Annotated in this window: 22 protein-coding genes and 2 tRNA genes; 12 read left to right on the forward strand and 12 right to left on the reverse strand. The window is 72.4% G+C overall.

Annotated features, from left to right (window positions below; translation table 11 throughout):
- The first annotated feature begins 200 nt into the window (after window positions 1-200).
- The 7 genes from Srubr_RS35450 (at window position 201) to Srubr_RS35480 (ending at window position 10,676) form a co-directional block, all read left to right on the forward strand.
- Complete coding sequence (locus tag Srubr_RS35450; RefSeq protein WP_030610520.1) at window positions 201-773, forward strand: YqgE/AlgH family protein; 573 nt, start codon at window positions 201-203, stop codon at window positions 771-773.
- A gap of 30 nt (window positions 774-803) precedes the next feature.
- A complete protein-coding gene (locus Srubr_RS35455) occupies window positions 804-1,088 on the forward strand; it encodes a DUF3039 domain-containing protein (protein WP_030610517.1) in 285 nt (94 codons plus the stop codon).
- 193 nt (window positions 1,089-1,281) lie between these two features.
- Window positions 1,282-2,919 (forward strand): beta-N-acetylhexosaminidase, encoded by a 1,638-nt coding sequence (locus Srubr_RS35460; RefSeq protein ID WP_189995950.1) that lies wholly within the window; start codon window positions 1,282-1,284, stop codon window positions 2,917-2,919.
- Window positions 2,920-3,200: 281 nt separating this feature from the next.
- Window positions 3,201-4,094 (forward strand): FAD binding domain-containing protein, encoded by an 894-nt coding sequence (locus Srubr_RS35465; protein ID WP_189995948.1) that lies wholly within the window; start codon window positions 3,201-3,203, stop codon window positions 4,092-4,094.
- Entirely contained in the window at window positions 4,091-6,703 is a 2,613-nt protein-coding gene (locus tag Srubr_RS35470; RefSeq protein WP_189995946.1) for a 2Fe-2S iron-sulfur cluster-binding protein, read from the forward strand. The genes Srubr_RS35465 and Srubr_RS35470 overlap by 4 nt, the downstream gene beginning before the upstream one ends.
- Window positions 6,700-9,009 carry a xanthine dehydrogenase family protein molybdopterin-binding subunit gene (locus Srubr_RS35475; RefSeq protein ID WP_189995944.1) on the forward strand — a complete coding sequence of 770 codons (2,310 nt, stop codon included), beginning with the start codon at window positions 6,700-6,702 and terminating at the stop codon, window positions 9,007-9,009. The genes Srubr_RS35470 and Srubr_RS35475 overlap by 4 nt, the downstream gene beginning before the upstream one ends.
- A gap of 509 nt (window positions 9,010-9,518) precedes the next feature.
- Entirely contained in the window at window positions 9,519-10,676 is a 1,158-nt protein-coding gene (locus tag Srubr_RS35480) for an SUKH-4 family immunity protein (protein WP_189995941.1), read from the forward strand.
- A gap of 12 nt (window positions 10,677-10,688) precedes the next feature.
- Here Srubr_RS35480 and Srubr_RS35485 read toward each other — a convergent pair whose 3' ends face one another.
- The 10 genes from Srubr_RS35485 to Srubr_RS35530 form a co-directional block, all read right to left on the reverse strand.
- Window positions 10,689-11,003 carry a hypothetical protein gene (locus Srubr_RS35485; protein ID WP_189995939.1) on the reverse strand — a complete coding sequence of 105 codons (315 nt, stop codon included), beginning with the start codon at window positions 11,001-11,003 and terminating at the stop codon, window positions 10,689-10,691.
- A 102-nt stretch (window positions 11,004-11,105) separates the two neighbouring features.
- A complete protein-coding gene (locus Srubr_RS35490; protein WP_229926703.1) occupies window positions 11,106-11,786 on the reverse strand; it encodes a hypothetical protein in 681 nt (226 codons plus the stop codon).
- Window positions 11,787-11,876: 90 nt separating this feature from the next.
- The gene (locus tag Srubr_RS35495) at window positions 11,877-12,617 is read right to left on the reverse strand and encodes a hypothetical protein (protein ID WP_189995938.1); all 741 of its coding nucleotides are present in this window, start codon (window positions 12,615-12,617) and stop codon (window positions 11,877-11,879) included.
- A 72-nt stretch (window positions 12,618-12,689) separates the two neighbouring features.
- On the reverse strand, window positions 12,690-12,833 hold the full coding sequence (locus tag Srubr_RS35500; RefSeq protein ID WP_189995936.1) for a hypothetical protein: 144 nt from the start codon (window positions 12,831-12,833) through the stop codon (window positions 12,690-12,692).
- Between the two features lie 218 nt (window positions 12,834-13,051).
- Window positions 13,052-13,252, reverse strand: a complete 201-nt coding sequence (locus tag Srubr_RS35505) for a hypothetical protein (RefSeq protein ID WP_189995934.1) — start codon at window positions 13,250-13,252, stop codon at window positions 13,052-13,054.
- A 538-nt stretch (window positions 13,253-13,790) separates the two neighbouring features.
- Window positions 13,791-14,639 carry a helix-turn-helix domain-containing protein gene (locus Srubr_RS35510; protein WP_189995932.1) on the reverse strand — a complete coding sequence of 283 codons (849 nt, stop codon included), beginning with the start codon at window positions 14,637-14,639 and terminating at the stop codon, window positions 13,791-13,793.
- The gene (locus Srubr_RS35515; protein WP_189995930.1) at window positions 14,629-15,150 is read right to left on the reverse strand and encodes a DUF6879 family protein; all 522 of its coding nucleotides are present in this window, start codon (window positions 15,148-15,150) and stop codon (window positions 14,629-14,631) included. Before Srubr_RS35515 ends, Srubr_RS35510 begins: the two co-directional genes overlap by 11 nt.
- Complete coding sequence (locus Srubr_RS35520; protein WP_189995928.1) at window positions 15,134-15,340, reverse strand: hypothetical protein; 207 nt, start codon at window positions 15,338-15,340, stop codon at window positions 15,134-15,136. The genes Srubr_RS35515 and Srubr_RS35520 overlap by 17 nt, the downstream gene beginning before the upstream one ends.
- A 316-nt stretch (window positions 15,341-15,656) precedes the next feature.
- A tRNA-Cys gene (locus tag Srubr_RS35525) sits at window positions 15,657-15,728 on the reverse strand.
- A gap of 18 nt (window positions 15,729-15,746) precedes the next feature.
- Window positions 15,747-15,844, reverse strand: a tRNA-OTHER gene (locus tag Srubr_RS35530).
- Between the two features lie 178 nt (window positions 15,845-16,022).
- Between Srubr_RS35530 and Srubr_RS35535 the strand changes: the two genes are divergently transcribed.
- The 4 genes from Srubr_RS35535 (at window position 16,023) to Srubr_RS35550 (ending at window position 21,363) form a co-directional block, all read left to right on the forward strand.
- Entirely contained in the window at window positions 16,023-17,468 is a 1,446-nt protein-coding gene (locus tag Srubr_RS35535; protein WP_189995926.1) for an MFS transporter, read from the forward strand.
- Window positions 17,469-17,617: 149 nt separating this feature from the next.
- Window positions 17,618-19,426: a DEAD/DEAH box helicase gene (locus tag Srubr_RS35540; protein ID WP_189754240.1), complete on the forward strand. Its 1,809-nt coding sequence runs from the start codon at window positions 17,618-17,620 to the stop codon at window positions 19,424-19,426.
- A gap of 448 nt (window positions 19,427-19,874) precedes the next feature.
- The gene (locus Srubr_RS35545) at window positions 19,875-20,516 is read left to right on the forward strand and encodes an IclR family transcriptional regulator (protein WP_189995924.1); all 642 of its coding nucleotides are present in this window, start codon (window positions 19,875-19,877) and stop codon (window positions 20,514-20,516) included.
- A 55-nt stretch (window positions 20,517-20,571) separates the two neighbouring features.
- The gene (locus tag Srubr_RS35550; RefSeq protein WP_189995923.1) at window positions 20,572-21,363 is read left to right on the forward strand and encodes a S16 family serine protease; all 792 of its coding nucleotides are present in this window, start codon (window positions 20,572-20,574) and stop codon (window positions 21,361-21,363) included.
- A gap of 93 nt (window positions 21,364-21,456) precedes the next feature.
- Here Srubr_RS35550 and Srubr_RS35555 read toward each other — a convergent pair whose 3' ends face one another.
- On the reverse strand, window positions 21,457-21,942 hold the full coding sequence (locus tag Srubr_RS35555) for an Lrp/AsnC family transcriptional regulator (RefSeq protein ID WP_189995921.1): 486 nt from the start codon (window positions 21,940-21,942) through the stop codon (window positions 21,457-21,459).
- A 122-nt stretch (window positions 21,943-22,064) separates the two neighbouring features.
- Here Srubr_RS35555 and hppD point away from each other — a divergent pair, with 122 nt between their 5' ends.
- The gene (gene hppD / locus Srubr_RS35560; protein WP_189995919.1) at window positions 22,065-23,213 is read left to right on the forward strand and encodes a 4-hydroxyphenylpyruvate dioxygenase; all 1,149 of its coding nucleotides are present in this window, start codon (window positions 22,065-22,067) and stop codon (window positions 23,211-23,213) included.
- 9 nt (window positions 23,214-23,222) lie between these two features.
- On the opposite strand, the gene Srubr_RS35565 is transcribed toward hppD, so the two are convergent.
- The gene (locus Srubr_RS35565; protein ID WP_189995917.1) at window positions 23,223-24,689 is read right to left on the reverse strand and encodes a tetratricopeptide repeat protein; all 1,467 of its coding nucleotides are present in this window, start codon (window positions 24,687-24,689) and stop codon (window positions 23,223-23,225) included.
- Between the last annotated feature and the right edge of the window lie 37 nt (window positions 24,690-24,726).

Raw genomic sequence — 24,726 nt, forward strand, 5'->3', positions numbered from 1 at the left:
CCGATTACCCCCCTCCCGTAAGCCCAGTACCCGGCCAGTCCGTCATAGCTGTGTCACAACACGAACCGTTCCCTTTCGGGCACATGGGGTCACCGGCGTCCCGGGTGTGCGCCGGGGGCGTGTCGGGGTCCTGACCTGCTTCACCCCCGTGCCCCCGATTGGCTCCCCACGCCCGGGGAAGATGCGGGATCATGTCTGGCATGACCGAGGTGTCCTCGCTCACAGGGCGGCTGCTCGTGGCCACTCCCGCCCTGGCGGACCCGAACTTCGACCGTGCGGTGGTGCTCCTCCTCGACCACGACGAGGAGGGCTCCCTCGGTGTCGTCCTGAACCGTCCCACCCCCGTGGTCGTCGGCGACATCCTGGAGGGCTGGGCCGACCTGGCCGGCGAGCCCGGTGTGGTCTTCCAGGGCGGCCCGGTGTCGCTGGACTCGGCGCTGGGCGTGGCGGTCATCCCGGGCGGCGCCGACGGCGACCGGGCGCCGCTCGGCTGGCGGCGGGTCTACGGCGCGATCGGCCTGGTGGACCTGGAGGCCCCGCCGGAGCTGCTCGCCTCGGCCGTGGGCAGCCTGCGGATCTTCGCCGGGTACGCGGGCTGGGGCCCCGGCCAGCTGGAGGACGAGCTGGTGGAGGGCGCCTGGTACGTCGTGGAGTCCGAGCCGGGTGACGTGTCCTCGCCGGCCCCGGAGCGGCTGTGGCGCGAGGTGCTGCGCCGCCAGCGCAGCGAGCTGGCGATGGTGGCCACGTACCCGGACGACCCTTCGCTCAACTGATGCGTGTGAGCTTTCAGTACCCTGGCTGTTATGAGCACTCTCGAGCCCGAGCGCGGGACTGGTACGGGGACCCTCGTAGAGCCGACGCCGCAGGTGTCCCACGGCGACGGCGACCACGAGCGCTTCGCCCACTACGTCCAGAAGGACAAGATCATGGCGAGCGCCCTCGACGGCACCCCCGTCGTGGCGCTGTGCGGCAAGGTCTGGGTGCCGGGCCGCGACCCGAAGAAGTACCCCGTCTGCCCGATGTGCAAGGAGATCTACGAATCCATGGGCAGCGGCGGCGACGACAAGGGCAAGGGCGGCGACAAGTAGGTCCCCGGCCCGGCCGGAGGCGGTGAGGTCCCCGGGACGCGCGTGCGGTGCGTCCCGGGGATCTTCGTGTTTTCCGGCCGCCGACTGGTCCAGACCTCTTGTGGGGGCCCGGCGCAGTGCCTAGCCTTCGAGGTGTCGCTTTGTGCAACGACCGTTGCGCATACTGCAACGACCTCTCCAGGGGGCTGAGGACGTGGAACTGATTCCGGCGCCGCGCGCCGTAGAGGAGCCCACCGGACCGGGCGTGCCGCTCGGCCCGGACACCACCCTGTGGGCCGCTCCGGGCACCGAACGCACCGAACGCTGGCTGCGCGCCACCCTCGGCGCGGCCCTGAACCTGCCGCTGCGCCCCGGGCCGCCCGACGCCCGCGACGGCGTACGGCTGCTGCTGGACGACACCCTGGCCCCCGAGGCGTACCGGCTCACCGTCGGCGCCGGGGACGGCGTGGAGATCCGCGGCGGCGGCCCGGCCGGCGTGTTCTGGGGCGCCCAGACCCTGCGCCAGCTGCTCGGCGCCGACGCCTTCCGCCGCGCCCCGCTGCGCCCGGCCGCGACACCCTCCGTCCCGCCCGGGGTCGTCGAGGACGCCCCCCGCTTCCGCTGGCGCGGCCTGCTCCTCGACGTCGCCCGGCACTTCATGCCCAAGGAAGGCGTGCTGCGCTATCTGGACCTGATGGCCGCGCACAAACTCAACGTCCTGCACCTGCACCTGACGGACGATCAGGGCTGGCGGATCGAGATCCGGCGCTACCCGAAACTGACCGAAATCGCCTCCTGGCGCTCGCGGACCAAATTCGGCCACCGCGCCTCACCGCTGTGGGACGAGAAACCGCACGGCGGTTACTACACCCAGGACGACATCCGCGAGATCGTCGCCTACGCCGCCGAGCGGCACATCAGCGTCGTCCCCGAGATCGACGTGCCGGGCCACTCGCAGGCCGCCATCGCCGCCTACCCCGAACTCGGCAACACCGACGTCGTCGACACCGCCGCCCTCTCCGTCTGGGACACCTGGGGCATCTCCTCCAACGTGCTCGCCCCCACCGACACCACCCTGCGCTTCTACGAAGGGGTGTTCGAGGAAGTCCTGGAGCTGTTCCCCGCCGACGCCGCCGAGTTCTCCCCGTTCGTGCACGTCGGCGGCGACGAGTGCCGCAAGGAGCAGTGGACCGAGTCCGTCACCGCCAAGACCCGCATCGCCGACCTCGGCCTCACCGACGAAGAGGCCCTCCAGTCCTGGTTCATCGGCCACTTCGACGCCTGGCTCGCCGCGCGCGGGCGCCGCCTCATCGGCTGGGACGAGATCCTGGAGGGCGGACTCGCGCCGGGCGCCGCCGTGGCCTCCTGGCGCGGCTACGCGGGCGGCGTCGCCGCCGCCCGGGCCGGCCACGACGTGGTCATGTGCCCGGAGCAGTACGTGTACCTGGACCACCGGCAGGCCCCCGGCGACGACGAACCCGTGCCCATCGGCTTCGTGCGCACCCTGGAGGACGTCTACCGGTTCGAACCGGTGCCCGCCGGGCTCACCGAGGAGGAGGCCCGGCACGTGCTGGGCACCCAGGCCAACGTGTGGACCGAGGTGCTGGAGGACTCCGCCCGCGTGGACTATCAGGCATTCCCCCGCCTCGCCGCGTTCGCCGAGGTCGCCTGGAGCCCGCTGCCCGCCCCCGCCGACCGGGACTACGCCGACTTCGAACGCCGGATGACCGCCCACTACCGGCGACTTGACGCCCTCGGCGTCGCTTACCGGCCACCCGCCGGACCCCGCCCGTGGCAGCGCCGCCCCGGCGTGCCCGGCCGCCCGATCGAGGGACCGCCCCCGAACCGCTGACCGCACGGCACCCCGGACCTGCCCCGCGCCCGCGCCTCCCCGCCCCCGAACAAGTACCGGAAAAACCCCGGCAGTATCACCGAAGAGTGGCAATCCGCCCGCACCACCGAAGCCGTGCGAAACCGGACCAACCCCCCGGTGAGGTGGGCGAAAGCCTCCTAGCGGACCCCCGCGTTCGGCCGTTGCGAAGATGTGCCAGAGTTGCGTCGTCCGCCCTGTCAGCACGTACCGTACGGCAACACAGGCGGGACCAGGTGGGGCAGCGGGAAGGGGCAGCCGGTTTGACCACGCACGCACCGCGGACGGCACAGGCCGTCACGTTGCCCACGACGCTGGACGAGGCGGTGGCGGCCCTCGCGGCCATGCCCACCGCCGTCCCCGTGGCGGGCGGCACCGACCTGATGGCCGCCGTCAACTCCGGCCAGCTCAGGCCCGCCGCGCTGGTGGGACTGGGCCGCATCAGCGAGATCCGCGGCTGGCAGTACCAGGACGGCCACGCGCTGCTCGGCGCGGGCCTCACCCACGCGCGCATGGGCCGCCCCGACTTCGCGGCCCTCATCCCGGCGCTCGCCGCCGCCGCGCGCGCCGCCGGACCGCCGCACATCCGCAACGCGGGCACCCTGGGCGGCAACATCGCCTCCGCCGCCCCCACCGGGGACGCGCTGCCGGTGCTGGCCGCCCTGGAAGCGACGCTGATCATCGCGGGCCCGGGCGGGGCCCGCCGGGAGATCCCCGTGTCGCACCTGCTGGCCGGCGTGGAGATGCTGCGCGGCGGCGAACTCATCGGCTACGTCCGCGTACCGCTGCTGCACGCCCCGCAGGTCTTCCTCAAGGCCACCGGACGCACCGGCCCGGGCCGCGCGCTGGCCTCCGTGGCCCTCGTCCTCGACCCCGCCCGGCGCGGCGTGCGCTGCGCCGTCGGCGCCATAGCGCCGATGCCGCTGCGGCCCCTGGAGGCCGAGCAGTGGATCGCGGGACTCATCGACTGGGACAACGACCGCGCCCTCGTCCCGGAGGCCCTGCACGCCTTCGGCGAGTACGTCGCCGCGGCCTGCATCCCCGACCCGGCCCCCGAGCCCGACGGCACGGTGGTCCCGCTTCCGCCCGCCGTACTGCACCTGCGGCGCACCGTCGCCGCGCTGGCCCGACGAGCACTGGGGAGGGCGCTGTCGTGACCGACGACCAGCACGGAGAGGGCACGCCCCAGGGCGGCGGACGCTGGAACCCGCTGCCCCAGGGCGACTACGACGACGGCGCCACCGCCTTCGTCCAGCTCCCCGAGGGGGGCATCGACGCCCTGCTGACCGGCGACAGCCCGCTGGCCGCGCCGGGCCACGGCTACGTGCCGCCGCAGATCACGGCCACGCACACCGACGGCACGGCCGGCTGGCCGGCGCCCGAGGGCGGCCAGTGGCCCGACCCGAACGCCGCGCCGGCCTCCTCCCACGCGGCGGACGACCGGTTCACCTACGAGCCCGGCGCCACCCAGCAGTGGACCTTCGAGGAGCCCGCGGCACCGGCCGCCCCCGGGCACGACGTCACCGGTCAGTGGTCCATCCCCGTCGCCGGGGGCGAACTTCCGGACGAGTCGGGCGAGTACACCACGTCCTCGCTGGTCGAGCAGTGGGGCGGCACCCCGCCGGCCACCCTGCCCGGCGGCGCCCCGGCCCCCTGGGCCACCCCCCACGCCTGGGACACCGCCACCCACCCGTCGGACACGGCACCGCAGACGTACGGTCCCGAGACCGGCTACGGACATGGTCCCGCCACGCACGGCGAGGGGTACCCGGACGGCCATGGGGGTGGTTACGGGGATGCCGGGCATGTCGAGGGTGGTCACGAGGGGGCTGCCGGGCATGCCGGTGCGGGGTACGTGGATGCCGGGCAGGTCGGCGGTCACGCGGACGCCGGGCACGTCGAGGGTGGTCACGAGGACGCTGGGCACGCCGGTGCCGGTTACCCGGAGGCCGGGCACGTCGGCGGTGGCCACGCGGACGCCGGGCATGTCGCGGGTGGCGATGACGGTGCCGTGCCCGCGGGCGCGGGTTACTCCGGCGCCGGCCGTCCGGGAAGCGAGCCCGAGGGTGCCGCCGGGCCTGCCGGTACGGGGTACCCGGACGCCGGGCACGCCGAGGAGGGTCACGGGGACGCTGAGCACCCCGGGCACGCCCTGCCGGACGCCGGGCACACCGACGGCGCTCACCTCGGCGCCGGTCACGTCGAGGCGGGGCACGCCGAGCACGGTCGCGTAGCGGGGCACGGCCACGCCGGGCACGCCGACGCGGCCGACGGTGACACGCCCGGCGGTACGGTCGCGCCCGGCACCGCGGGCCCGTCCGGTGAACCGGCCGTACCGGCTCCTCGGCCGAGCGGCCCCGGCACGGCGCCGGAAGCGGACGCCCATGGCCTCGCGGAAGCCCCCGAGAGCCCTGCGGAAGCGCCGTCGGGCCACGAACAGCCCAGCGATCCGGCCTCAGCGCCCCAGTCCGCCACAGCGACGCCCACGGCATCCGCGGAGGCCCACGGGGACCCGGTGACGACGGCCCTCCCGGCGTCGACTCCCGACGACTCGGCCTCCGCCGCCCACCCGGCGGCCCCGGCCGGCACACCCGACACGCCCGGCACTGCGCACACCGGCACGCCGACGGCGGCCGAGCAGCCCGCAGCGGATTCCGCCGCGCATTCCGTCGCCGATCCCACCGTGGTCCGGGAGCCCGGCGCCGACCCCGCCGCAGCCGAGCAGCCCGCCGCCCACCCGGCGGAACCCGCCGACACGGCCGCCGCCGACGCCACCGGTGCCACCGGCGCCGTCGATGCCGCCGAGACCGCGGAGCAGTCGGCCGAGACCGCCGTACCCAAGGCGGCCGCGCCCCCGGCCCCGGCGGAACCCGCCGAGGCACCCGCCGTCACGGAGCCGTCCGAGGACGACGGCGCCCCCGGCAACGCCCAGGCCGCGCAGGAATCCCACGAAACCCAGGAACACCCGGAAACCGGCGAGGCTCAGGAACCCCGGGAGGCCCACGAGTCCCAGGAGCCCGTAGCCGACGGCGCCGAAGAGCCCGCCGCCGCCCCCCTGCCGCCGCACGACGACCACCCCCTCGCCTCGTACGTCCTGCGGGTCAACGGCACCGACCGGCCGGTCACCGATGCCTGGATCGGCGAGTCGCTGCTCTACGTGCTGCGCGAACGGCTCGGCCTCGCGGGCGCCAAGGACGGCTGCTCGCAGGGCGAGTGCGGGGCCTGCAACGTCCAGGTGGACGGCCGGCTGGTGGCGTCCTGCCTGGTCCCGGCGGTCACCACGGCCGGCAGCGAGGTCCGTACGGTCGAGGGTCTGGCCGTGGACGGCCGGCCCTCCGACGTGCAGCGCGCGCTGGCCCGCTGCGGTGCCGTGCAGTGCGGCTTCTGCGTGCCCGGCATGGCGATGACCGTGCACGACCTGCTGGAGGGCAACCCGGCGCCCACCGAGCTGGAGACCCGGCAGGCCCTGTGCGGCAACCTGTGCCGCTGCTCGGGCTACCGGGGCGTCCTGGAGGCCGTCAAGGAGGTCGTCGCCGAGCGCGAGGCGTCCCACGCCGGCCACGAGACGACCGACGCGGACGAGGCACGTATCCCGCACCAGGCGGCCCCCGGCTCCGGCGGCGTCCACCCGTCGGCCTTCGAGGCCCCCGGCGCGTTCGCCGCCCCCCGGCCCCCGGAGCAGTACGACACGCCGGACCCGTACGGCACCACGCCCCCGGGACCGCAGGACCAGCAGCACTACGGCCAGGACGGAGGCCAGGCGTGAGCAACGAAGCCGGCATCGCGACCACCGCCCCGGAACCCGCCCCCGAGGCCGAGCCGTCGCCGCACGGCCTCGGCGTCTCCCTGCCGCACGCCGACGCCCGCGCCAAGACCGAGGGGACCTTCCCGTACGCCGCCGACCTGTGGGCCGAGGGCCTGCTGTGGGCGGCCGTACTGCGCTCCCCGCACGCGCACGCGCGCATCGTGTCCATCGACACCACGCACGCGCGCGAGATGCCCGGCGTCCGCGCCGTCATCACCCACGAGGACGTGCCCGGCACCCCGCGCCACGGCCGCGGCACGCCCGACCGGCCGGTGTTCGCCTCCGATGTCGTACGCCACCACGGCGAGCCCATCGCCGCCGTGGCCGCCGACCACCCGGACACCGCGCGGATGGCCGCCGCCGCCGTCATCGTCGAGTACGAGGTCCTCGACCCCGTCACCGACCCGGAACAGGCCTTCGAGGCCGAGCCGTTGCACCCCGACGGCAATCTGATCCGGCACATCCCGCTGCGCCACGGCGACCCGGAGGCGGTCGGCGAGGTCGTGGTCGAGGGCCTGTACCGCATCGGCCGCCAGGACCCGGCCCCCATCGGCGCCGAGGCCGGTCTGGCCGTGCCGCGCCCGGACGGCGGGGTGGAACTGTACCTGGCCTCCACCGACCCGCACACCGACCGCAACACGGCCGCCGCCTGCTACGGCCTGTCCCCCGATCGGGTGAAGATCGTGGTCACCGGGGTGCCCGGCGCCACGGCGGACCGCGAGGACCAGGGCTTCCAGCTCCCGCTCGGCCTGCTCGCGCTGCGCACCGGCTGCCCGGTGAAGCTGACGGCGACCCGCGAGGAGTCCTTCCTCGGTCACGCCCACCGCCACCCCACCCTGCTGCGCTACCGCCACCACGCCGACGCCGAGGGCCGGCTGGTCAAGGTCGAGGCGCAGATCCTGCTGGACGCCGGCGCGTACGCCGACACCTCCGCCGACGCCCTGGCCGCCGCCGTCTCCTTCGCGTGCGGCCCGTACGTCGTCCCGAACGCGTTCATCGAGGGCTGGGCCGTCCGCACCAACAACCCGCCCTCCGGCCACGTGCGCGGCGAGGGCGCCATGCAGGTGTGCGCCGCGTACGAGGCGCAGATGGACAAACTGGCGCGGAAACTGGGCCTGGACCCGGCCGAGCTGCGGCTGCGCAACGTCCTGGCGACCGGGGACGTCCTGCCCATCGGCCAGACCGTGACCTGCCCGGCGCCGGTCGCCGAACTCCTCCAGGCGGTACGGGACTTCCCGCTGCCCGCGCTGCCGAAGGACACCCCCGAGGAGGAGTGGCTGCTGCCCGGCGGCCCCGAGGGCGCGGGCGAACCGGGTGCGGTGCGCCGGGGCGTCGGCTACGGCCTCGGCATGGTGCACATGCTGGGCGCGGAGGGCGCCGACGAGGTGTCCACGGCCACGGTCAAGGTGCACGACGGGGTGGCGACCGTGCTGTGCGCCGCCGTGGAGACCGGCCAGGGCTTCACCACGCTGGCCCGGCAGATCGTCCAGGAGACCCTCGGCATCGAGGAGGTCCACGTCGCGCCCGTCGACACCGACCAGCCGCCGGCCGGCGCGGGCTGCCGGGGCCGGCACACCTGGGTGTCGGGCGGCGCGGTGGAGCGCGCGGCGAAGATGGTCCGCACCCAGCTCCTCCAGCCGCTCGCGCACAAGTTCGGCATGTCGACGGAGCTGCTCCAGATCACCGACGGCAAGATCACCTCGTACGACGGGGTGCTGTCGACCACCGTCATGGAGGCGCTGGAGGGCAAGGAGCTGTGGGCCACGGCCCAGTGCCGCCCGCATCCGACCGAGCCGCTGAACGCCTCCGGGCAGGGCGACGCCTTCGTGGGCCTCGCGTTCTGCGCGATCCGCGCTGTGGTGGACGTGGACGTCGAGCTGGGCTCGGTGCGGGTGGTGGAGCTGGCGGTCGCCCAGGACGTCGGCCGGGTCCTCAACCCGGCCCAGCTGGCGGCCCGGATCGAGGCCGGCGTCACCCAGGGCGTGGGCATCGCGCTCACCGAGAACCTGCGCGCGCCCCGCGGCCTGGTCCGCCATCCCGACCTGACCGGCTACGCCCTCCCGACCGCCCTGGACGCCCCCGGCATCCAAATCGTCAAGCTGGTCGAGGAACGGGACGTGGTCGCCCCCTTCGGCGCCAAGTCGGTCAGCGCGGTCCCGGTGGTGACGGCCCCGGCGGCGATCGCCTCCGCGGTACGCGCCGCCACCGGCCGCCCGGTCAACCGCCTCCCGATCCGCCCGCAGGCGGCGGTGGCCGCGGACCGCTGAGCACACCGCCGGCCGCCGGGCTCGCCGGGCCCGAGCCGCGGCCCGGCGAGCCGGGCTCTGCCGTATCCCCGCCGGGCGAACTGGGTTCCGCGGTCCCGTCCGGCGAGCCGGGCTCTGCTGTCCCGTTCGGCGAGCAGGGCTCCGTAGCCCCATCCGCTGAGCGGCCCGCCGTATCCCCGTCCGGTGGCCCGGGCCACACGCCCCCGTCCGGCGAGCCGCATTACGCCCCCCGGGCCGGGCAGAACGGCCCTCTGAATCCTGCCGTTCGCCGCGGCGGCACCGGCCGTTGTCCTCGGCGGGATCTACTTCACCTGGGCCGGACGGCGGGCGGGCCCCTGGACGCCGGTCCGGCCGGGCAGGCAACGTGCCCGGCCCGGCCGACGTCTTTCCTGGTGGCGGCCGTTGTCAGTGGGGCGGCGTAGGCTGCGAAGCGGTGGGGGCACCTGCCCGGGACCGCGTACGACGGTGTGCGCGGGCCCGTCACGCACGGGGAAGATCGCGGGGGAGCGATGAGCACGACCGACGCCGGGATTCCGGCGATCACGCTGACCGAGGCGGAACTGGACCGCTACGTCACACACGCGCCGACGCGCGGCCTGCTCACGGACACCGGCCTGCCCGCGGTGACCGACCTGCTGACCTTCTCCCCGCTGCGCACGCACGGCCTCCGTACCCTCGCCGACGCCGCCGACGGCCCGCTGCGCCTGGCGGAGGAGCTGCGCGGCCGGCTGGTCATAGGCGAACTGCTCACCCCGGCCGGGACGGAGCGCGAGTCGATCCTGCTCGACGGCGCCACGGGCGAGCTGACGACGGCGTTCCTGCGCGACCCGTACGACGCGCGCCCCTTAGCGTCGTCCCTGCACACGCTGCTGCGCTTCGCGGCGGTCACCGAGGAACTGGTGGGTCTGCGCGGCCGGTTCGCGTCGCTGGCGGGCCAGTACGGCCCGCAGACCGCGACCGAGGCGTCCCGCCGCCTCCTCACCCTCTTCGAGGAGGACTCGAACGGCGAGGTCCCGCCGTACTGGAAGGCGGCGGCCCTGATCCGCCCCCTCGCCCTGGTCGCCGGCCCCGGTACGGCCTCGGGGCTGACCCTGGACGTGCCCGCGCGGGTGCTGGACCAGGAGTTCGGGCACGGCAGGGTGACCAGGTTCGAGGAGGTCGACTTCCCGCCGACGCTCACCCACGAGCCGACGCGCCGCTTCCTGCGCGAGACGGGACTGCCGGAGTCGGCGGTCCTGTACCAGGCCGACACGGACGTCCCGCTGCCCACGCTCCGGGAGTACTTCACCGAGGAACGCCCCGACCGCCCCGTCACCGACCTCCCGGCCCACTGCGACCACCTGATCCGCCTCGGCCGGCTCAGGGACGAGACCAGCCTTGTGGTGGACGGCAGAACGGGCACGGTCCTGACCTTCAGCGAGCCGGACGCGACGCTCCACCCCCTCAACACCGACGTCTCCACACTGGCGTTCACCCTGTGGCTCATCCACCACGAGCGCGTGATCGACACCCACCTGGGCCACGAACTGGCCACCCACGCCTACGACCACCTGGTCGCCCTCATGATCCACACCCTGCAGTCCATAGACCCCACAGCCACCCTCCCGGAAACGACCTGGCACTACTGGACTCATGTGCTCCAGGACGAGACGGGCGGGGTGCTGTGACCCGGGGCCCGGTCAGACCTCCCCGCCCGTGAGTGTGCCGATCACATCAACACCGCCCATCTCATGGAGGGCGGTCGGCAGCCCAAGGGTCCCGCACTGATTACCCGGAGCCCCGACGGGCAGGGCGACACCGAGCCCGGCGAGACCACCACCGCTCCGCACGGCGCCGCCTCCGGCGCGCGGCCCGCCGAGGTCGGCACAGACGTTGTCGAAGGCCGCGTTGCCGAACCCGACGACAGAGGTGGCCCCGGCGGGCACCGCCCCACCGAGAACCCCGACGACCGCACCGAGCAGGACCACGCAGCCTCTGACCTGAGTACGCTTCATACCCGTCCCAACGCACACCGGCCCGGACGAGACACGACAGCCTGCCCGTTCGACAGGACTCGACGAGCCAGGTTCGTGCACCACCACGTCCCGACGGCCCGGTCAGGCGGCGGCCTTCTGCCGGGCCATTTCCCGGGCCCGGTCGTTCAGTTCCCGTACCTTCGCGTTCTTCAGATACGGGCGGATGCGTCGCCGCATGATGCCGAATCGTTCATCGGCCCGCGACGAGCTAAGGGTCGCGTAGTCGTCCAGGAAGGCATGCCAGGTGGCACACGCCGCCTCGATGCGACCGACCTCGAACTGGCGCCGGGCGGGCAGCCCGTTGGCGTGGGCGTTGCCCTGCTTCTCCTTGGGCGGACGTACCCGGTTCGATGCCTGCATGGCCGTGACCGACCCGGGGACATCGCCGAGGGCGTGCAGAACGGCGGACTGGTGGAAGAAATAGGCGGCCTGGTCATAGCCCCCGATGGCGTCCCGCCGGTTGTCCGCCTTCGACAGGGCGGCTTCGGTCTCCCTGAGCCGCGCGAAGGCATGCCGCCGGTCGCCGACCAGCGCGGCCCCGTGCGCCTGCTGCCCCCGCAGGCAGGCGACGAGGCGCGGACCGGCGGAGGGTCCCGCGTCCGCGGCGGAGTCCGCCAGTTCCAGAGCCTTGTTCGCGTGCCGGAGGTTGGCGGCCTGGTGCGCCAGCCGGTCCTGCGTCTTCTCTGCGTCATCGAAGCGCGGTACCGCCAACGTGGCCGAGTAGAGCGCGGTGGTCAGGACCGTGCGGCGCGATGGGTCCATGTCTGCCTTTCCAGTGTGCGGCTTCCTCAGTAGGTGACGGGGCGCCCGGTACGGCGGCCGAAGCCTCGATGACGACAGGGTGGACGGCGCTCACTTGGGAAGCGAGTCCGTCACGGCACGCTCCATCTCGACCATGCGCAGCACGTCCGGGCGGGGCTGGTTCCAGAGGTTCTGGGGAATCTCGGCACGGCGGCTGACCGGGCATGCCTCCAGGAACACCCCGAACTGTTCGTCACACCAGCTCGGGACCCACGCGCCCGAACGGCAGACGAATACGGCATCGAAGACCACGTTCGGCGCCTGGCCGTTGTCGATGGCCATGCTCACCGGGATCAGGGGTTCCTCGGTCGGCCGCCTGATGGACTCGCGCCACGGCGGGAAGTGCACGTAAAGGCGAGAGCCTGCCCAGTAGTGGGCGAGAAGCCAGTTCTCCGCGCTGATCGGGCCCCGAGCCTGCCAGTCCTCGAAGCTTCGGTGGGTCTGTTTGTAGCCGCAGTCGTGGTGTGCGTCGTACAGGTGAACCGACTCCCACGGCCCGGTACCGCCCAGGTTCGAAGGGAAGAGCTGTCCGGCCCACGCGTTGGAGTCGGCGTAGAAGAGTGGCGCGTCCGAGGAGAGGCCGAACCGGTCCCAGAAGTCGAGGAAGCCCTTGCAGTACGGCAGGGGTACACCGGCCGCCAGGAACGTGCGCACGCGCCGGAGCCAGATCATCTCGACGTGTACGGCGTCCTCGGCGACGGGCCAGGCGTACAAGTGCGCGTCCGCGTCAACCGGCGCTCCCGCTGCGGGAGTCGGAAAGAAGTAGTCCCAGTCGACCACTAGGAGATGCATGGCGTGACTCTCGTGAGCAGGGGGAGCCCCCCGGCAGAAACCGGAGGACTCCCTTCGGGGGTTGGGAAGGGGTCAGGAGAAGCGCAGGTGACCGGGAGAACCGGAACCGCCCTGGCCGTCGCCGTCCTCGATGTCCGTGTTATCGGACCCGTGGCCGCCGTCGTCGCCGCCACCGCGCGCGGTAGCCTTCCTGCCGAGTGCTTCCTTGAGGGTCATGGGCTTCTGCCTCTCTCAAGCTGCGGCCGAGGGGCCTTCCCACGGCCGTTGTGCACTTGCCGACCCACCCCTCGGCCCGGTCCCGCGAAGATCAAGACCGAGGGGTGGGCGCTTGTGGCCGCTCCCCTGCCGGCTCCCAGGCCGGCGTAGGACGAGCGGAATCCGGCTGAGATGGGAAGCGGAGGATCAAGGCTGGATTCTCTGTTCCACCGCCGCGGTCACTCCGCGGCCTCGTGGGCGCACTGCCGGATGCTGCGGGCCGCTTCGAAGCGCGCGTTCGCCTCGCCCCGCCGCGTGGCACGGTCGAGTTGCGCCTTCAGCTCCGCGCACCGGGTACAACCGGGCTTCGGCCTGGCCTCGTACAGCCACCCGTCCAGCGGCGGATCGACCGGCGGGCCGGGATAGGTCCGCTGCCTCATACGGCCGCCCTTACGACGGGGAGCGGTCGCCGGACAGCGACCGGAATGCGGTATCGATGGGCTGGAGTCACGACGGCTCCTTGGCTCGCTCGCATTCCTCGCCTCTCACTGACGTCGGCGCTCTACGCGACCAAGTCGTCACTCACCGCGGTACGGTGGGAGCCGGGGCGGAATCTGAACGACGTGAACTTCGAGTTCGCGCTTCGCCCGGATAGGTGTGCGGCTTCATACGGCCACCCCCCATACGGACGAGACAGGAAGCTTCCACCCGTTCCCGGACGTGCTGTGAGGGTGATTGCTGATCTCCTGATCGGTGGTGGCTACTGCTTCAGTTATGCCCGCTTCACGGACGACTTCGCGGGGCTCGGAGAGAGCGGCGCACGTCGTGCAGCCCTCGACGCGGACGGGTTCTAATCCGGGATTCCGGACTACCGGTCCAGTGCGGGATTCATTCTGCGGCGCGTACTCAACCATCGATCGCCCCTCGGCTCCATGTCGGTCAGGTCATGGTGCCAAGAGGGGTGCAGGGGTCCGGCATTTATTGGCGTGGTCGGGTAAAGATCTTGGCCCACTCGGCCAAGAGTTCCCGGCAGTCGTCTCCGAACACGGCGTAGGACTCGTACCGCTCAAAGTCATCTCGATATGTGCTTATGTCCCTGTGGTCCCGCAAGATCAGTGCCCCTGTATGCGTCTCGACTTGAACCAGTCGACGATCGTACACAGTGAAGACGCTCAGCGGTGTTTCGGTGACAGGTCCCGCTATCCCGAGCGGGATCACGCCGAGTCGCACATTCGGAATACGGGAGACGGAGGCCAGCCGGTCGAGCTGCATAGCCATGGCTATGGGTGAGGCCAGCGGCCACCGTACGGCTTGTTCCGTCAGCAGGAATGTGAAGGACTTTGACGAGTCCAAGAGGATCCGCTGTCGTTCCAATTTCTTGGCCACGACCTTGGACATGTCGCCGGGGTTGCGCGCCAGGCTCGCTCGCACGTAATCGGGCGTTGCCAGTAGTCCGGTGATCATCGTTGGCAGGAAGAATCGGAACTCTGTTGTAACCGCTTCCAGTCGGGCTAGTTCATTCTGCTTCTTATCCAAGCCCCGCCGTTGTGAAGCCCAATCGTTCTGCCATTCCGTGTTGGCTGTACGAGCAAGGGCGAGTATTTTCGTGGTGACGGGGCCCTCGGTCTCGATAGCCTCAAGAATTAGTTCGACATCGACAATAGTGGGGGTAAGCTTTCCGCTCTCAATGTTGCTGATTTTGGTCTGGGACATGTTGCAGCGTTGAGCGAGCCGGGTCTGAGTCAACCCGGCCCGCCTGCGCTCGCTGCGGAGTGCTTCCGCTAGGTCTGACCTTGACTGACCTAGGGACTCAGGCTCAAGCGTCAAGGCCCTTCACATACTCCTCGAAGGGCACCGACTCAGCCAGCGCGATGCGCTGGTATTCGAGGAAGGGTGTCACGTCTCCCTCGAAAACTTCACGGCTGATCTGTGTGCCGTCGGGCTCGTAGTTCATCAGTACGACTTCCGACTGGTCGAACATCCAGAAATCCTGCACCCCTTGAAGGGGATTGGGGCGTCCGGTGACGTCCATGATCCGAATGTCATCGCCGGCCCACGCGTGAGGCTGGTAGTACATGAACTCAAAGCGCAGGTAGTCCGACAGGGGCCGAGTCACGATGTGAACGCGCCCCTTACTCTTCCCTTCCCGTCGCAACTGCTTGAGATCATCGGTGTACTCGTTCGAGTAGGCGTGAGGGTCGATGCGTTCCCCGGCGAGGTACGCTTTGATCTCCTCGGCTTCCTGCGGGACGCGGTACTCCGGCAGGGTTTCCAGCCTCCATGCCTCACGCTGGAAGGACCTGAACCGGGCAGCCCACTCCTCACCATCCAAGAGCACGAAAAGCCTCCCTCAACGTCTCCTCCGGGATCTCCACGAGTCCTTCCCCGTCCGGGGCGGTGAACGCGTTGGAAACATCACCCTGAACGACGAACGAGCCGGACGCCGTCCGGTAGACATTGGGACAGTCGTTCTTGTTGCAGTTTCCGTTCCCGTTGCCGGTAAGCCGGGTCAGTTCCTCGCGGGCCATAGCGCAACCCCCTTGTCACTTGCCCCCGTTGGGGCCTGGCGGTCACGACGGTACGGGGGACGGCTGCACGCGTCTATGTGGCAACGCCAATATTCGCGTAGTCGGGTAAGGATCTTGGGCGGGGGCGAACGACAAGAGCCCCTGACGGGCGTCAGGGGCTCTGGGGCGGGCTGGAACCAGGAGCAGTCGCCAAGGGCGGCGAAGCCATGGACACGGGGACTGCCGCCGCCGGCAGCAGGCGGTTGACCTGGCACCGTTCCAACGGTGCCGCCAACCGCCCCGCTCCGTTCATCTCCGCTGGTCAGACCAGCTTCAGAGGCCGTGGCGGGAATCGAACCCGCGTAACTCGCTTTGCAGGCGAGTCCCTGAGCCACTCGGGCACACGGCCGTGTTGGGTTGTTGTTCTCGGCCGTGGTGGGGATCGAACCCGCGTGACTCCCCGCGGGCGGAGCCCGCTGTTGGATACAGCGCAGGCGAGTCCCTGAGCCACTCGGGCACACGGCCGTGTTGGTGAGATGAACGTATGGGGCGGGGTGGGCGGGGCTCAAGGGGAGGGCGGGGGGTGCAATGCGACTGCCACACGCCGTTCATGAAAGCGGTGGTGGGCGTACGACCAAGGGACCAGAGCGGGTGCGGCTCCTGACAGGGGTCAAAGCTGGTTGTGGGCCTTACCCTGACGAGCATGAGCGCCCTCGAATCCCGCGACCCCGCTGTCCTTGATCCCCCGGCCGGCCAGGCGACCGGCGTGTTGAGCCGGGCCTACCGGGCGCTCAGTGTCGGCATCGTGTCCGTCGTCGTGCTGATCGCGTTCGAGGCGACCGCCGTGGGCACGGCGATGCCGGTCGCCGCGCGCGAGCTGGACGGCGTGGCGCTGTACGCGTTCGCCTTCTCCGGTTACTTCACGACCAGCCTCTTCGGCATGGTCCTCGCCGGGCAGTGGTCCGACCGGCGCGGTCCGCTCAGTGCGCTGACCACCGGCATCGCGGCCTTCGCCGCGGGCCTCGTCGTCGCCGGGACCGCGCAGGCCATGTGGGTGTTCATCCTCGGCCGTGCCGTGCAGGGGCTGGGCGGCGGGCTGGTCATCGTCGCGTTGTACGTCGTCGTGGGCCGGGCCTACCCCGAGCGGCTGCGGCCCGCGATCATGGCCGCGTTCGCCGCCGGGTGGGTCGTACCGTCCATCGTCGGCCCCCTCGCCTCCGGTGCCGTCACCGAGCAGCTCGGCTGGCGCTGGGTGTTCCTCGGCATCCCGGTCCTCGTCGTGTTCCCGCTCGCCCTCGCCCTGCCCCAGATACGCCGGCGGGCGGCGGGCCCGGTGGACGAGCGGGCCGGTGCCGCCGCCTTCGACCGGCGGCGGATCCGGCTCGCGCTCGGCATCTCCCTCGGCGCCGGACTCCTCCAGTACGCCGCCCAGGACCTGCGGCTCCTCTCCCTGCTCCCCGGGCTGGCCGGGGCGGCCCTGCTGGTCCCCGCCGTCCTCGGACTGCTCCCCCGGGGCACCTACCGGGCCGCCCGCGGCCTGCCCTCCGTGGTGCTGCTGCGCGGGCTGGCGGCCGGGTCCTTCATCGCCGCCGAGTCCTTCGTCCCGCTGATGCTGGTCACCCAGCGCGGGCTGTCGCCGACCCTCGCCGGGTTCTCGCTCGCGGCCGGCGGCGGCACCTGGGCGCTGGGCTCGTTCGTACAGTCCCGGCCGCGCCTGGCGCCGTACCGGGAGCGGCTGATGACCCTGGGCATGGTGCTGGTCGCCGCCGCGATCCTGACCGCGCCCAGCGTGCTGATCCACTCCGTGCCCGTGTGGACCGTCGCCGCCGCGTGGGGCGTCGGCTGCTTCGGGATGGGCCTGGTGATCTCCTCCACCAGCGTGCTGCTGCTGAAGCTGTCCGCCCCCGAGGAGGCCGGCACCAACTCGGCCGCGCTCCAGATCTCCGACGGCCTGTCCAACGTCGTCCTGCTGGCGGCGGCCGGCGCGGCCTTCGCCGCCCTGGGCGGTGGCAGCACCGCCGCCACCACGGCCGGCGACGGGGGCCGTCCCGCCGCCTTCGCCGCCGTCTTCCTGCCGATGGCCGTGGTGGCGCTGGTGGGCTCCTGGGTGGCGACGCGGCTGCGGGAACGCACCGCGCGCCCCGAGTGACCGGTGGTGGCCAGGGGGACCACGGGGCCGCTGTGATGTCGCTCCCACCCGGGGGCGACCCCGGCTCGTTCACGGCGTGCTCGCGGGACGGCGCCGGTAGGGTGGCCCGGTTGTCGTACGTAGCCGCCCGACCCTGATCCACGGAGACCGTGACTACCACCGCCGCATCCTCCGCCACCTCCGCTTCCTCCCATCACCTCTCGCCCGCCTTCCCGGGCCGGGCCCCCTGGGGCACCGCCAGCAAGCTGCGTGCCTGGCAGCAGGGGGCGATGGAGAAGTACATCCAGGAGCAGCCGCGCGACTTCCTCGCCGTCGCCACGCCCGGCGCCGGCAAGACGACCTTCGCGCTGACCCTGGCCTCCTGGCTGCTGCACCACCACGTCGTGCAGCAGGTCACCGTGGTCGCTCCCACCGAGCACCTGAAGAAGCAGTGGGCCGAGGCCGCGGGCCGGATCGGGATCAGACTCGACCCGGAGTACAGCGCGGGACCGCTCGGCCGGGAGTACGACGGCGTCGCCGTGACGTACGCCGGTGTGGGCGTCCGTCCGATGCTGCACCGCAACCGGGTCGAGCAGCGCAAGACCCTGGTGATCCTGGACGAGATCCACCACGCCGGTGACTCCAAGTCCTGGGGCGAGGCATGCCTGGAGGCCTTCGAGCCGGCCACCCGGCGCCTGGCCCTGACGGGTACGCCGTTCCGCTCCGACACCAACCCCATCCCCTTCGTGACCTACGAGGAGGACAACGCGGGCATCCGGCGCTCCGCCGCCGACTACACCTACGGGTACGGCTCCGCGCTGGCGGACGGCGTCGTCCGGCCGGTGATCTTCCTTTCCTACAGCGGCAACATGCGCTGGCGCACCAAGGCCGGTGACGAGGTCGCCGCCCGGCTCGGCGAGCCGATGACCAAGGACGCGGTCAGCCAGGCGTGGCGTACGGCCCTCGACCCGCGCGGCGAGTGGATGCCGAGCGTGCTGCGCGCCGCCGACCAGCGGCTGACCGAGGTCCGCAAGGGCATCCCGGACGCGGGCGCGCTCGTCATCGCCTCCGACCAGGACTCCGCGCGCGCGTACGCCAAGCTCATCCGGGAGATCACCGGGACGAAGGCGACGCTCGTGCTCTCCGACGACGCCGGCGCCTCGAAGAGGATCGACGAGTTCAGCGCGAGCGACGACCGGTGGATGGTCGCCGTCCGCATGGTGTCCGAGGGCGTCGACGTGCCGCGGCTCGCGGTCGGGGTGTACGCCACGACGATCTCGACACCGCTGTTCTTCGCGCAGGCCGTCGGGCGTTTCGTGCGGTCCCGGCGGCGCGGCGAGACCGCGTCCGTGTTCCTGCCGACCGTGCCCGACCTGCTGACCTTCGCCAACGAGATGGAGAAGGAACGGGACCACGCCCTCGACAAGCCCAAGAAGGAGGGCGAGGAGGACCCGTACGCCGAATCCGAGAAGGAGATGGAGGAGGCGAACAAGCAGCAGGACGAGGACACCGGCGAGCAGGACATGCTGCCCTTCGAGGCGCTGGAGTCCGACGCCGTGTTCGACCGGGTGCTGTACGACGGCGCCGAGTTCGGCATGCAGGCCCACCCCGGGAGCGAGGAGGAGCAGGACTACCTGGGGATTCCGGGGCTGCTGGAGCCCGAGCAGGTGCAGTTGCTGCTGCAGAAGCGGCAGGCCCGGCAGATCGCGCACAGCCGGAAGAAGCCGGATACGGAGGCCGACCTGCTGGAGCTGCCGGCCGAGCGGCGGCCGGTGGTGACGCACAAGGAGCTGATGGAGCTGCGGAAGCGGCTGAACACGATGGTCAGCGCGTATGTGCACCAGAGCGGCAAGCCGCACGGGGTGATCCACACCGAGCTGCGGCGGGTGTGCGGGGGGCCGCCGAGTGCGGAGGCCACGGCGGGACAGCTGCGGCAGCGGATCGCCAAGGTGCAGGAGTGGGCGACCCGCATGAAGTGACGGCCCGCGTGCGCCACCACTTCTCCGCCCGCCCGCCCACCGACTCGGTCGGCCGAGCGGTCGCCGCCACGGGGCTCCGCCCCGGACCCCGGGGACGGGGTGCCGGGGCGAGGCGCGCGGGTGGGATGCGGGGACGGTGCGGGGACCCTGTTCGACTCCCTTTCGACACCCCCAGGTGTGCGTATCCGGACGAATGCAGCCAGGCCGGATCTGGCCTTGCCCGGATTCTGGACTGAGACTTCCGCTCAGCGAACCCGCTTCGCTACTGTCCGGCTACGCACACGCCCCGTGGCAGCGCCGCCGCGGAGCGCAGCCGTGAAGCGACAGGGCCTGGAGCCGCCGGGCCGTCCTGCCGATCGGCGGCCTCTGAAGCGCGTCGCCGACGGGACTCGGTGACGCATCCGCCGCTCAGGGACCCGCCGACCTCACCGCCGAAGGAGTGGGCGTCGTGACCGCGGAGACCTCTCAGACGCTCGACCGGGGACTGCGCGTCCTCAAGCTGCTGGCCGACACGGACCATGGGCTGACCGTCACCGAGTTGTCCACCAAACTGGGCGTGAACCGGACGGTCGTCTACCGGTTGCTCGCCACCCTCGAACAACACGCGCTCGTACGGCGGGACTTGGGGGGCCGGGCCAGGGTCGGCCTGGGAGTGCTCCGACTCGGCCGGCAGGTCCATCCGCTGGTACGCGAGGCCGCGCTGCCCGCACTGCGCTCCCTCGCCGAGGACATCGGGGCCACCGCGCACCTGACGCTGGTGGACGGCACGGAGGCGCTCGCCGTCGCCGTGGTCGAGCCCACCTGGACCGACTACCACGTGGCGTACCGCGCCGGTTTCCGGCACCCCCTCGACCGGGGAGCCGCGGGCCGGGCCATCCTCGCCGCGCGCCAGTCGCCGTCCGCCGACCCCGGCTACACCCTCACCCACGGGGAACTGGAGGCCGGCGCGAGCGGGGCCGCCGCGCCACTGGTCGGGGTCACCGGCGTCGAGGGCAGCGTGGGCGTGGTGATGCTGGCCGACGCCGTACCGGAGCGGGTCGGCGAGCGGGTGGTGGAAGCGGCCCGCGAGGTCGCGGAAGCACTGCGCTGACCGCGGGGCCCGGACACGGCGAGGGCCCCCGCGGCCCTCACGTTAGATTGATTCCGTGCTCTCACGTCTCACACGCCCCCAGGCCCTCGCCGTCAGCGCGCTGCCCGTCGTGGCCCTGCTCGCCACGGCGGCGTTCGCGCCGCTGCCGTTCTCCGTGGCGCAGCCCGGCTCGACGGCGAACGTGCTCGGCGAGAGCCAGGGCACCCCGGTGATCACCGTGTCCGGCACGCCGACCCGGAAGACCAGCGGGCAGCTGCGGATGACCACGATCGTGGCGACCGGCCCGGACGCCCGGATCTCCCTCGGTGACGTGGCCGGCAACTGGTTCCGTACCGACCGGGCCGTCATGCCGCGCGACTCGGTGTATCCGAAGGGCGACTCCGTCAAGGAGATCGAGCAGCACAACCTGGCGCAGATGCGCGAGTCCCAGGACTCGGCCACCCAGGCGGCGCTGAAGCACCTCGGGCTCAGCGCGGACAAGGTGAAGGTCACGCTGCGCCTCGCCGACGTGGGCGGGCCCAGCGCGGGCCTGCTGTTCAGCCTCGGCATCATCGACAAGCTGGACGGCGACGGCAGCGGCGGCGACCTCACGGGCGGCCGCACCATCGCCGGTACGGGCACGATCGACGGCTCCGGCAAGGTCGGCGCGGTCGGCGGGGTGGGCCTGAAGACGCAGGCCGCGCGCCGGGACGGGGCGACCGTGTTCCTGGTGCCGAAGGCCGAGTGCGCCGAGGCCGAGGCCGAACTGCCCGAGGGGCTGCGCCTGGTGCCGGTGACCACGCTCAAGGGCGCCGTCGACGCCCTGGTGGCCCTGGAGAAGGGCAAGGGCCGGGTCCCGAGCTGCTGAGTCAGGCCCCTGGCGAGACCTCAAGCGGCGCGAGCCCCGCCGCCTGCCGGCACTCCAGTGACGCGACTTCCCGGCACGGCTCCTTGCCGCCCCTCACACCCCCGCCCGTCCCCCCTCCCGCGCCGCCTGTTCCACCAGGGGGATCACCCGCAGCGGTACCGGTGTCTCCATCACGATCGTCGTGGAGGCCCGGACGATGCCGTCGAAGCCCACCACCCGGTCGATCACCCGTTGCAGGTCGGCGTTCGAGCGGGCCACCAGCCGGCACAGCATGTCCCCGCTGCCGGTGGTGGTCAGCAGTTCCAACACCTCCGGCACGGTCGCCAGGTGCGCGCGGACGTCGGCGCCCTGGCCCTGGCGGATCTGGAGGGTGGCGAACGCGGTGACCGGGTAGCCGAGGGCGGCCGGGTCCACCTGGGGGCCGAAGCCCCGGATGACCCCGTTCGCCAGCAGCCGGTCCAGCCGGGCCTGCACGGTGCCCCGCGCCACCCCCAGCCGCCGGGACATCTCCAGCACGCCGATGCGCGGTTCCTCGGCCAGCAGCACGATGATCCGCCCGTCCAGATGATCGATCGCCACGGGACCCCCTGAGATGGTCAGCCTGTACAGAAAGACCGTAGGAACGGCCGTATCGCTGAACAGATTGCCCAGCGGATTCGCGAACTATTGCGCACCTTGCAGAGCGGGGCCACCCTTCGGGTATGACGCAGACCACACACCACACTCCCGACACGACCGCCCGGCAGGACGACCCCTTCCCGGTCAAGGGAATGGACGCGGTCGTCTTCGCCGTGGGCAACGCCAAGCAGGCGGCGCACTACTACTCCACCGCCTTCGGCATGCGGCTGGTCGCCTACTCCGGACCGGAGAACGGCAGCCGCGAGACCGCCAGTTACGTGCTGGAGAACGGCTCCGCCCGGTTCGTCCTCACCTCGGTGATCAAGCCGGTGAGCACCTGGGGCCACTTCCTGGCCCGGCACGTCGCCGAGCACGGTGACGGCGTCATCGACCTGGCCATCGAGGTCCCGGACGCGCGCGCCGCGTACGCGTACGCCGTCGAGCACGGCGCCCGCGGCGTCACCGAGCCGTACGAGGTGAAGGACGAGCACGGCACGGTCGTCCTCGCCGCGATCGCCACCTACGGCGAGACCCGCCACACCCTGGTCGACCGCTCCGGCTACGACGGCCCCTACCTGCCCGGTTACACGGCGGCCGAGCCGCTCGTCGAGCCGCCCGCCGTGCGTACCTTCCAGGCCATCGACCACTGCGTGGGCAACGTCGAACTCGGCAAGATGAACGAGTGGGTGGCCTTCTACAACAAGGTGCTGGGCTTCACGAACATGAAGGAGTTCGTGGGCGACGACATCGCCACCGAGTACAGCGCGCTGATGTCGAAGGTGGTCGCGGACGGCACCCTCAAGGTCAAGTTCCCGATCAACGAGCCCGCCATCGCCAAGAAGAAGTCCCAGATCGACGAGTACCTGGAGTTCTACGGCGGCGCCGGCGTCCAGCACATCGCGCTCAACACCAACGACATCGTGCAGACCGTCCGCACCATGCGCGCGGCCGGCGTCGAGTTCCTCGACACCCCGGACTCCTACTACGACACCCTCGGCGAGTGGGTCGGCGACACCCGCGTGCCGATCGACACCCTGCGCGAGCTGAAGATCCTCGCCGACCGCGACGAGGACGGCTACCTGCTCCAGATCTTCACCAAGCCGGTCCAGGACCGGCCCACGGTGTTCTTCGAACTCATCGAGCGGCACGGCTCGATGGGCTTCGGCAAGGGCAACTTCAAGGCCCTGTTCGAGGCGATCGAGCGCGAGCAGGCCAAGCGGGGCAACCTGTAGCGGCGGGCCCTACTCGCTGGGCGGCGGCTCGTCGGGTACGTCGCCCAGCTCCCGCAGCGCCTCCCGCACCAGCGGCACCCACAGCGGCGAGAAGTACGGGTTGATCCTGAGCGCCTCCTGAAGGTGCCGCCGGGCGGGGCCGGTCCGCTCCAGCTCCGCCTCGATCACCCCCAGGTGGTACGCGTACAGCGCGCTGCGCACCCCGCCGCCCTTCGCCTTGTCCGTCGCGACGGCCGCGTACGTCAGCGCCTGCCGGTCATCGCCGGCGCGGTGCAGCGCCCAGCCCAGCGCGTCGGCCACCTCGATGCCCGGCTGCCGCCGCCACTCCTCCTCCAGCCGCTCCACGGCCTCCCACGGGTCCCCGTGGTCCGCCTCGAACCGGCCGATCAGCAGCTCCTCGTCCACCCCGCCCGCCACCGACCGCGCCACCGCCTCCCGCATCCGCGCGTAACTCTCCTCGGCGGCGCCCGGCTGCCCCAGCGACTCGTACAGCTCGCCCAGCTCCAGCAGATCCTCCGGGCGCGGCCGGTGCGCGACGGCGGCCCGGTACGCGGCCAGCGCCTCCGAGGTGCGGTCCAGCGCGGCCAGCGTCCGCGCCCGCCCGGCCACTGCCGCCCGCTGGTCCGCGTCGAGCCGCAGCGCCGCCTCGAAGTGCCGCAGCGCCTCCGGCAGGTCCCCGCGCTCCCAGGCCAGCTGCCCGACCCCGGCCAGCCAGGCGGCCCGCTCCGCCGGGGTGCGGGCGGCGGCCGCCGCGTCGGTCAGCTGCGCCACCGCGTCCTCGCGCCAGCCCCGGTCCCGGTACACCGCCGCCGCCCGCGCCATCACGGCCGGCCGCGCCGCCGCGTCGGTGCGCAGCGCCAGCAGCTTGTCCAGGGCGGCGCGGGCCTTCTCGTAGTCGCCGAGCCCGGTGTAGGCGTCGATCAGCGCCGGGTACGCCGACCACCGCTTCGGCGCCGCCTTGTGCGCCTGCTCGGCGTACCCTTTCGCCGCCGGGAAGTCCCGGCGCGCCAGCGCCAGCGCGGCCAGCCCGTCCAACGCCCCGGTGTTGCGCGCGCCCCGCACGTCCAGCGAGGTCTTGAGCGCCCGCTCGGCGCGCGGATAGTCGGCCGCGTCACCCGCCCGGCGGCCCCGCTCCACGTACGCCGACCCCAGCACCGCCCAGGCCACGGCGTCCTTCGGCCGCTCCCGCACCAGCCGCTCCTGCCGCCCGATCAGCGCGGTCAGCCCGGGCAGCGCGGCCGGCACGCCGTAGGTCACCGCCGTCAGCGCCTGCTCCCGCGGCCGGGACTGCGGGCCGGCGGCGGGCGGCCGGGCCGGCCGGTGCCGCTGCGGCTCCGCGGGCAGCAGCACGAGTACCGCGCCCGTCGCCAGACTGCCCGCCAGCGCGGCGAGCAGCAGCCGCCGCACCAGGCGCCGCCGGCGCGGCGCCGGCGCCTCGGAGATCAGGGACGTACCCACGCACTGCCGGTTCTCCATGGCGCTCACTGTGCGTCAATATGACGAGCACATCCGG

Origin of the sequence: Streptomyces rubradiris, assembly GCF_016860525.1 — a bacterium.
Classification (GTDB): Bacteria; Actinomycetota; Actinomycetes; order Streptomycetales; family Streptomycetaceae; genus Streptomyces; species Streptomyces rubradiris.

Bases quoted from the DNA above. Each gene is read 5' to 3' on its own strand.
- Srubr_RS35450 (WP_030610520.1), top strand. From the start codon at position 201: ATGACCGAGGTGTCCTCGCTCACAGGGCGGCTGCTCGTGGCCACTCCC.
- Srubr_RS35455 (WP_030610517.1), top strand. From the start codon at position 804: ATGAGCACTCTCGAGCCCGAGCGCGGGACTGGTACGGGGACCCTCGTA.
- Srubr_RS35480 (WP_189995941.1), top strand. From the start codon at position 9,519: ATGAGCACGACCGACGCCGGGATTCCGGCGATCACGCTGACCGAGGCG.
- Srubr_RS35485 (WP_189995939.1), bottom strand. From the start codon at position 11,003: ATGAAGCGTACTCAGGTCAGAGGCTGCGTGGTCCTGCTCGGTGCGGTC.
- Srubr_RS35490 (WP_229926703.1), bottom strand. From the start codon at position 11,786: ATGGACCCATCGCGCCGCACGGTCCTGACCACCGCGCTCTACTCGGCC.
- Srubr_RS35495 (WP_189995938.1), bottom strand. From the start codon at position 12,617: ATGCATCTCCTAGTGGTCGACTGGGACTACTTCTTTCCGACTCCCGCA.
- Srubr_RS35500 (WP_189995936.1), bottom strand. From the start codon at position 12,833: ATGACCCTCAAGGAAGCACTCGGCAGGAAGGCTACCGCGCGCGGTGGC.
- Srubr_RS35505 (WP_189995934.1), bottom strand. From the start codon at position 13,252: ATGAGGCAGCGGACCTATCCCGGCCCGCCGGTCGATCCGCCGCTGGAC.
- Srubr_RS35520 (WP_189995928.1), bottom strand. From the start codon at position 15,340: ATGGCCCGCGAGGAACTGACCCGGCTTACCGGCAACGGGAACGGAAAC.
- Srubr_RS35535 (WP_189995926.1), top strand. From the start codon at position 16,023: ATGAGCGCCCTCGAATCCCGCGACCCCGCTGTCCTTGATCCCCCGGCC.
- hppD (WP_189995919.1), top strand. From the start codon at position 22,065: ATGACGCAGACCACACACCACACTCCCGACACGACCGCCCGGCAGGAC.
- Srubr_RS35565 (WP_189995917.1), bottom strand. From the start codon at position 24,689: ATGGAGAACCGGCAGTGCGTGGGTACGTCCCTGATCTCCGAGGCGCCG.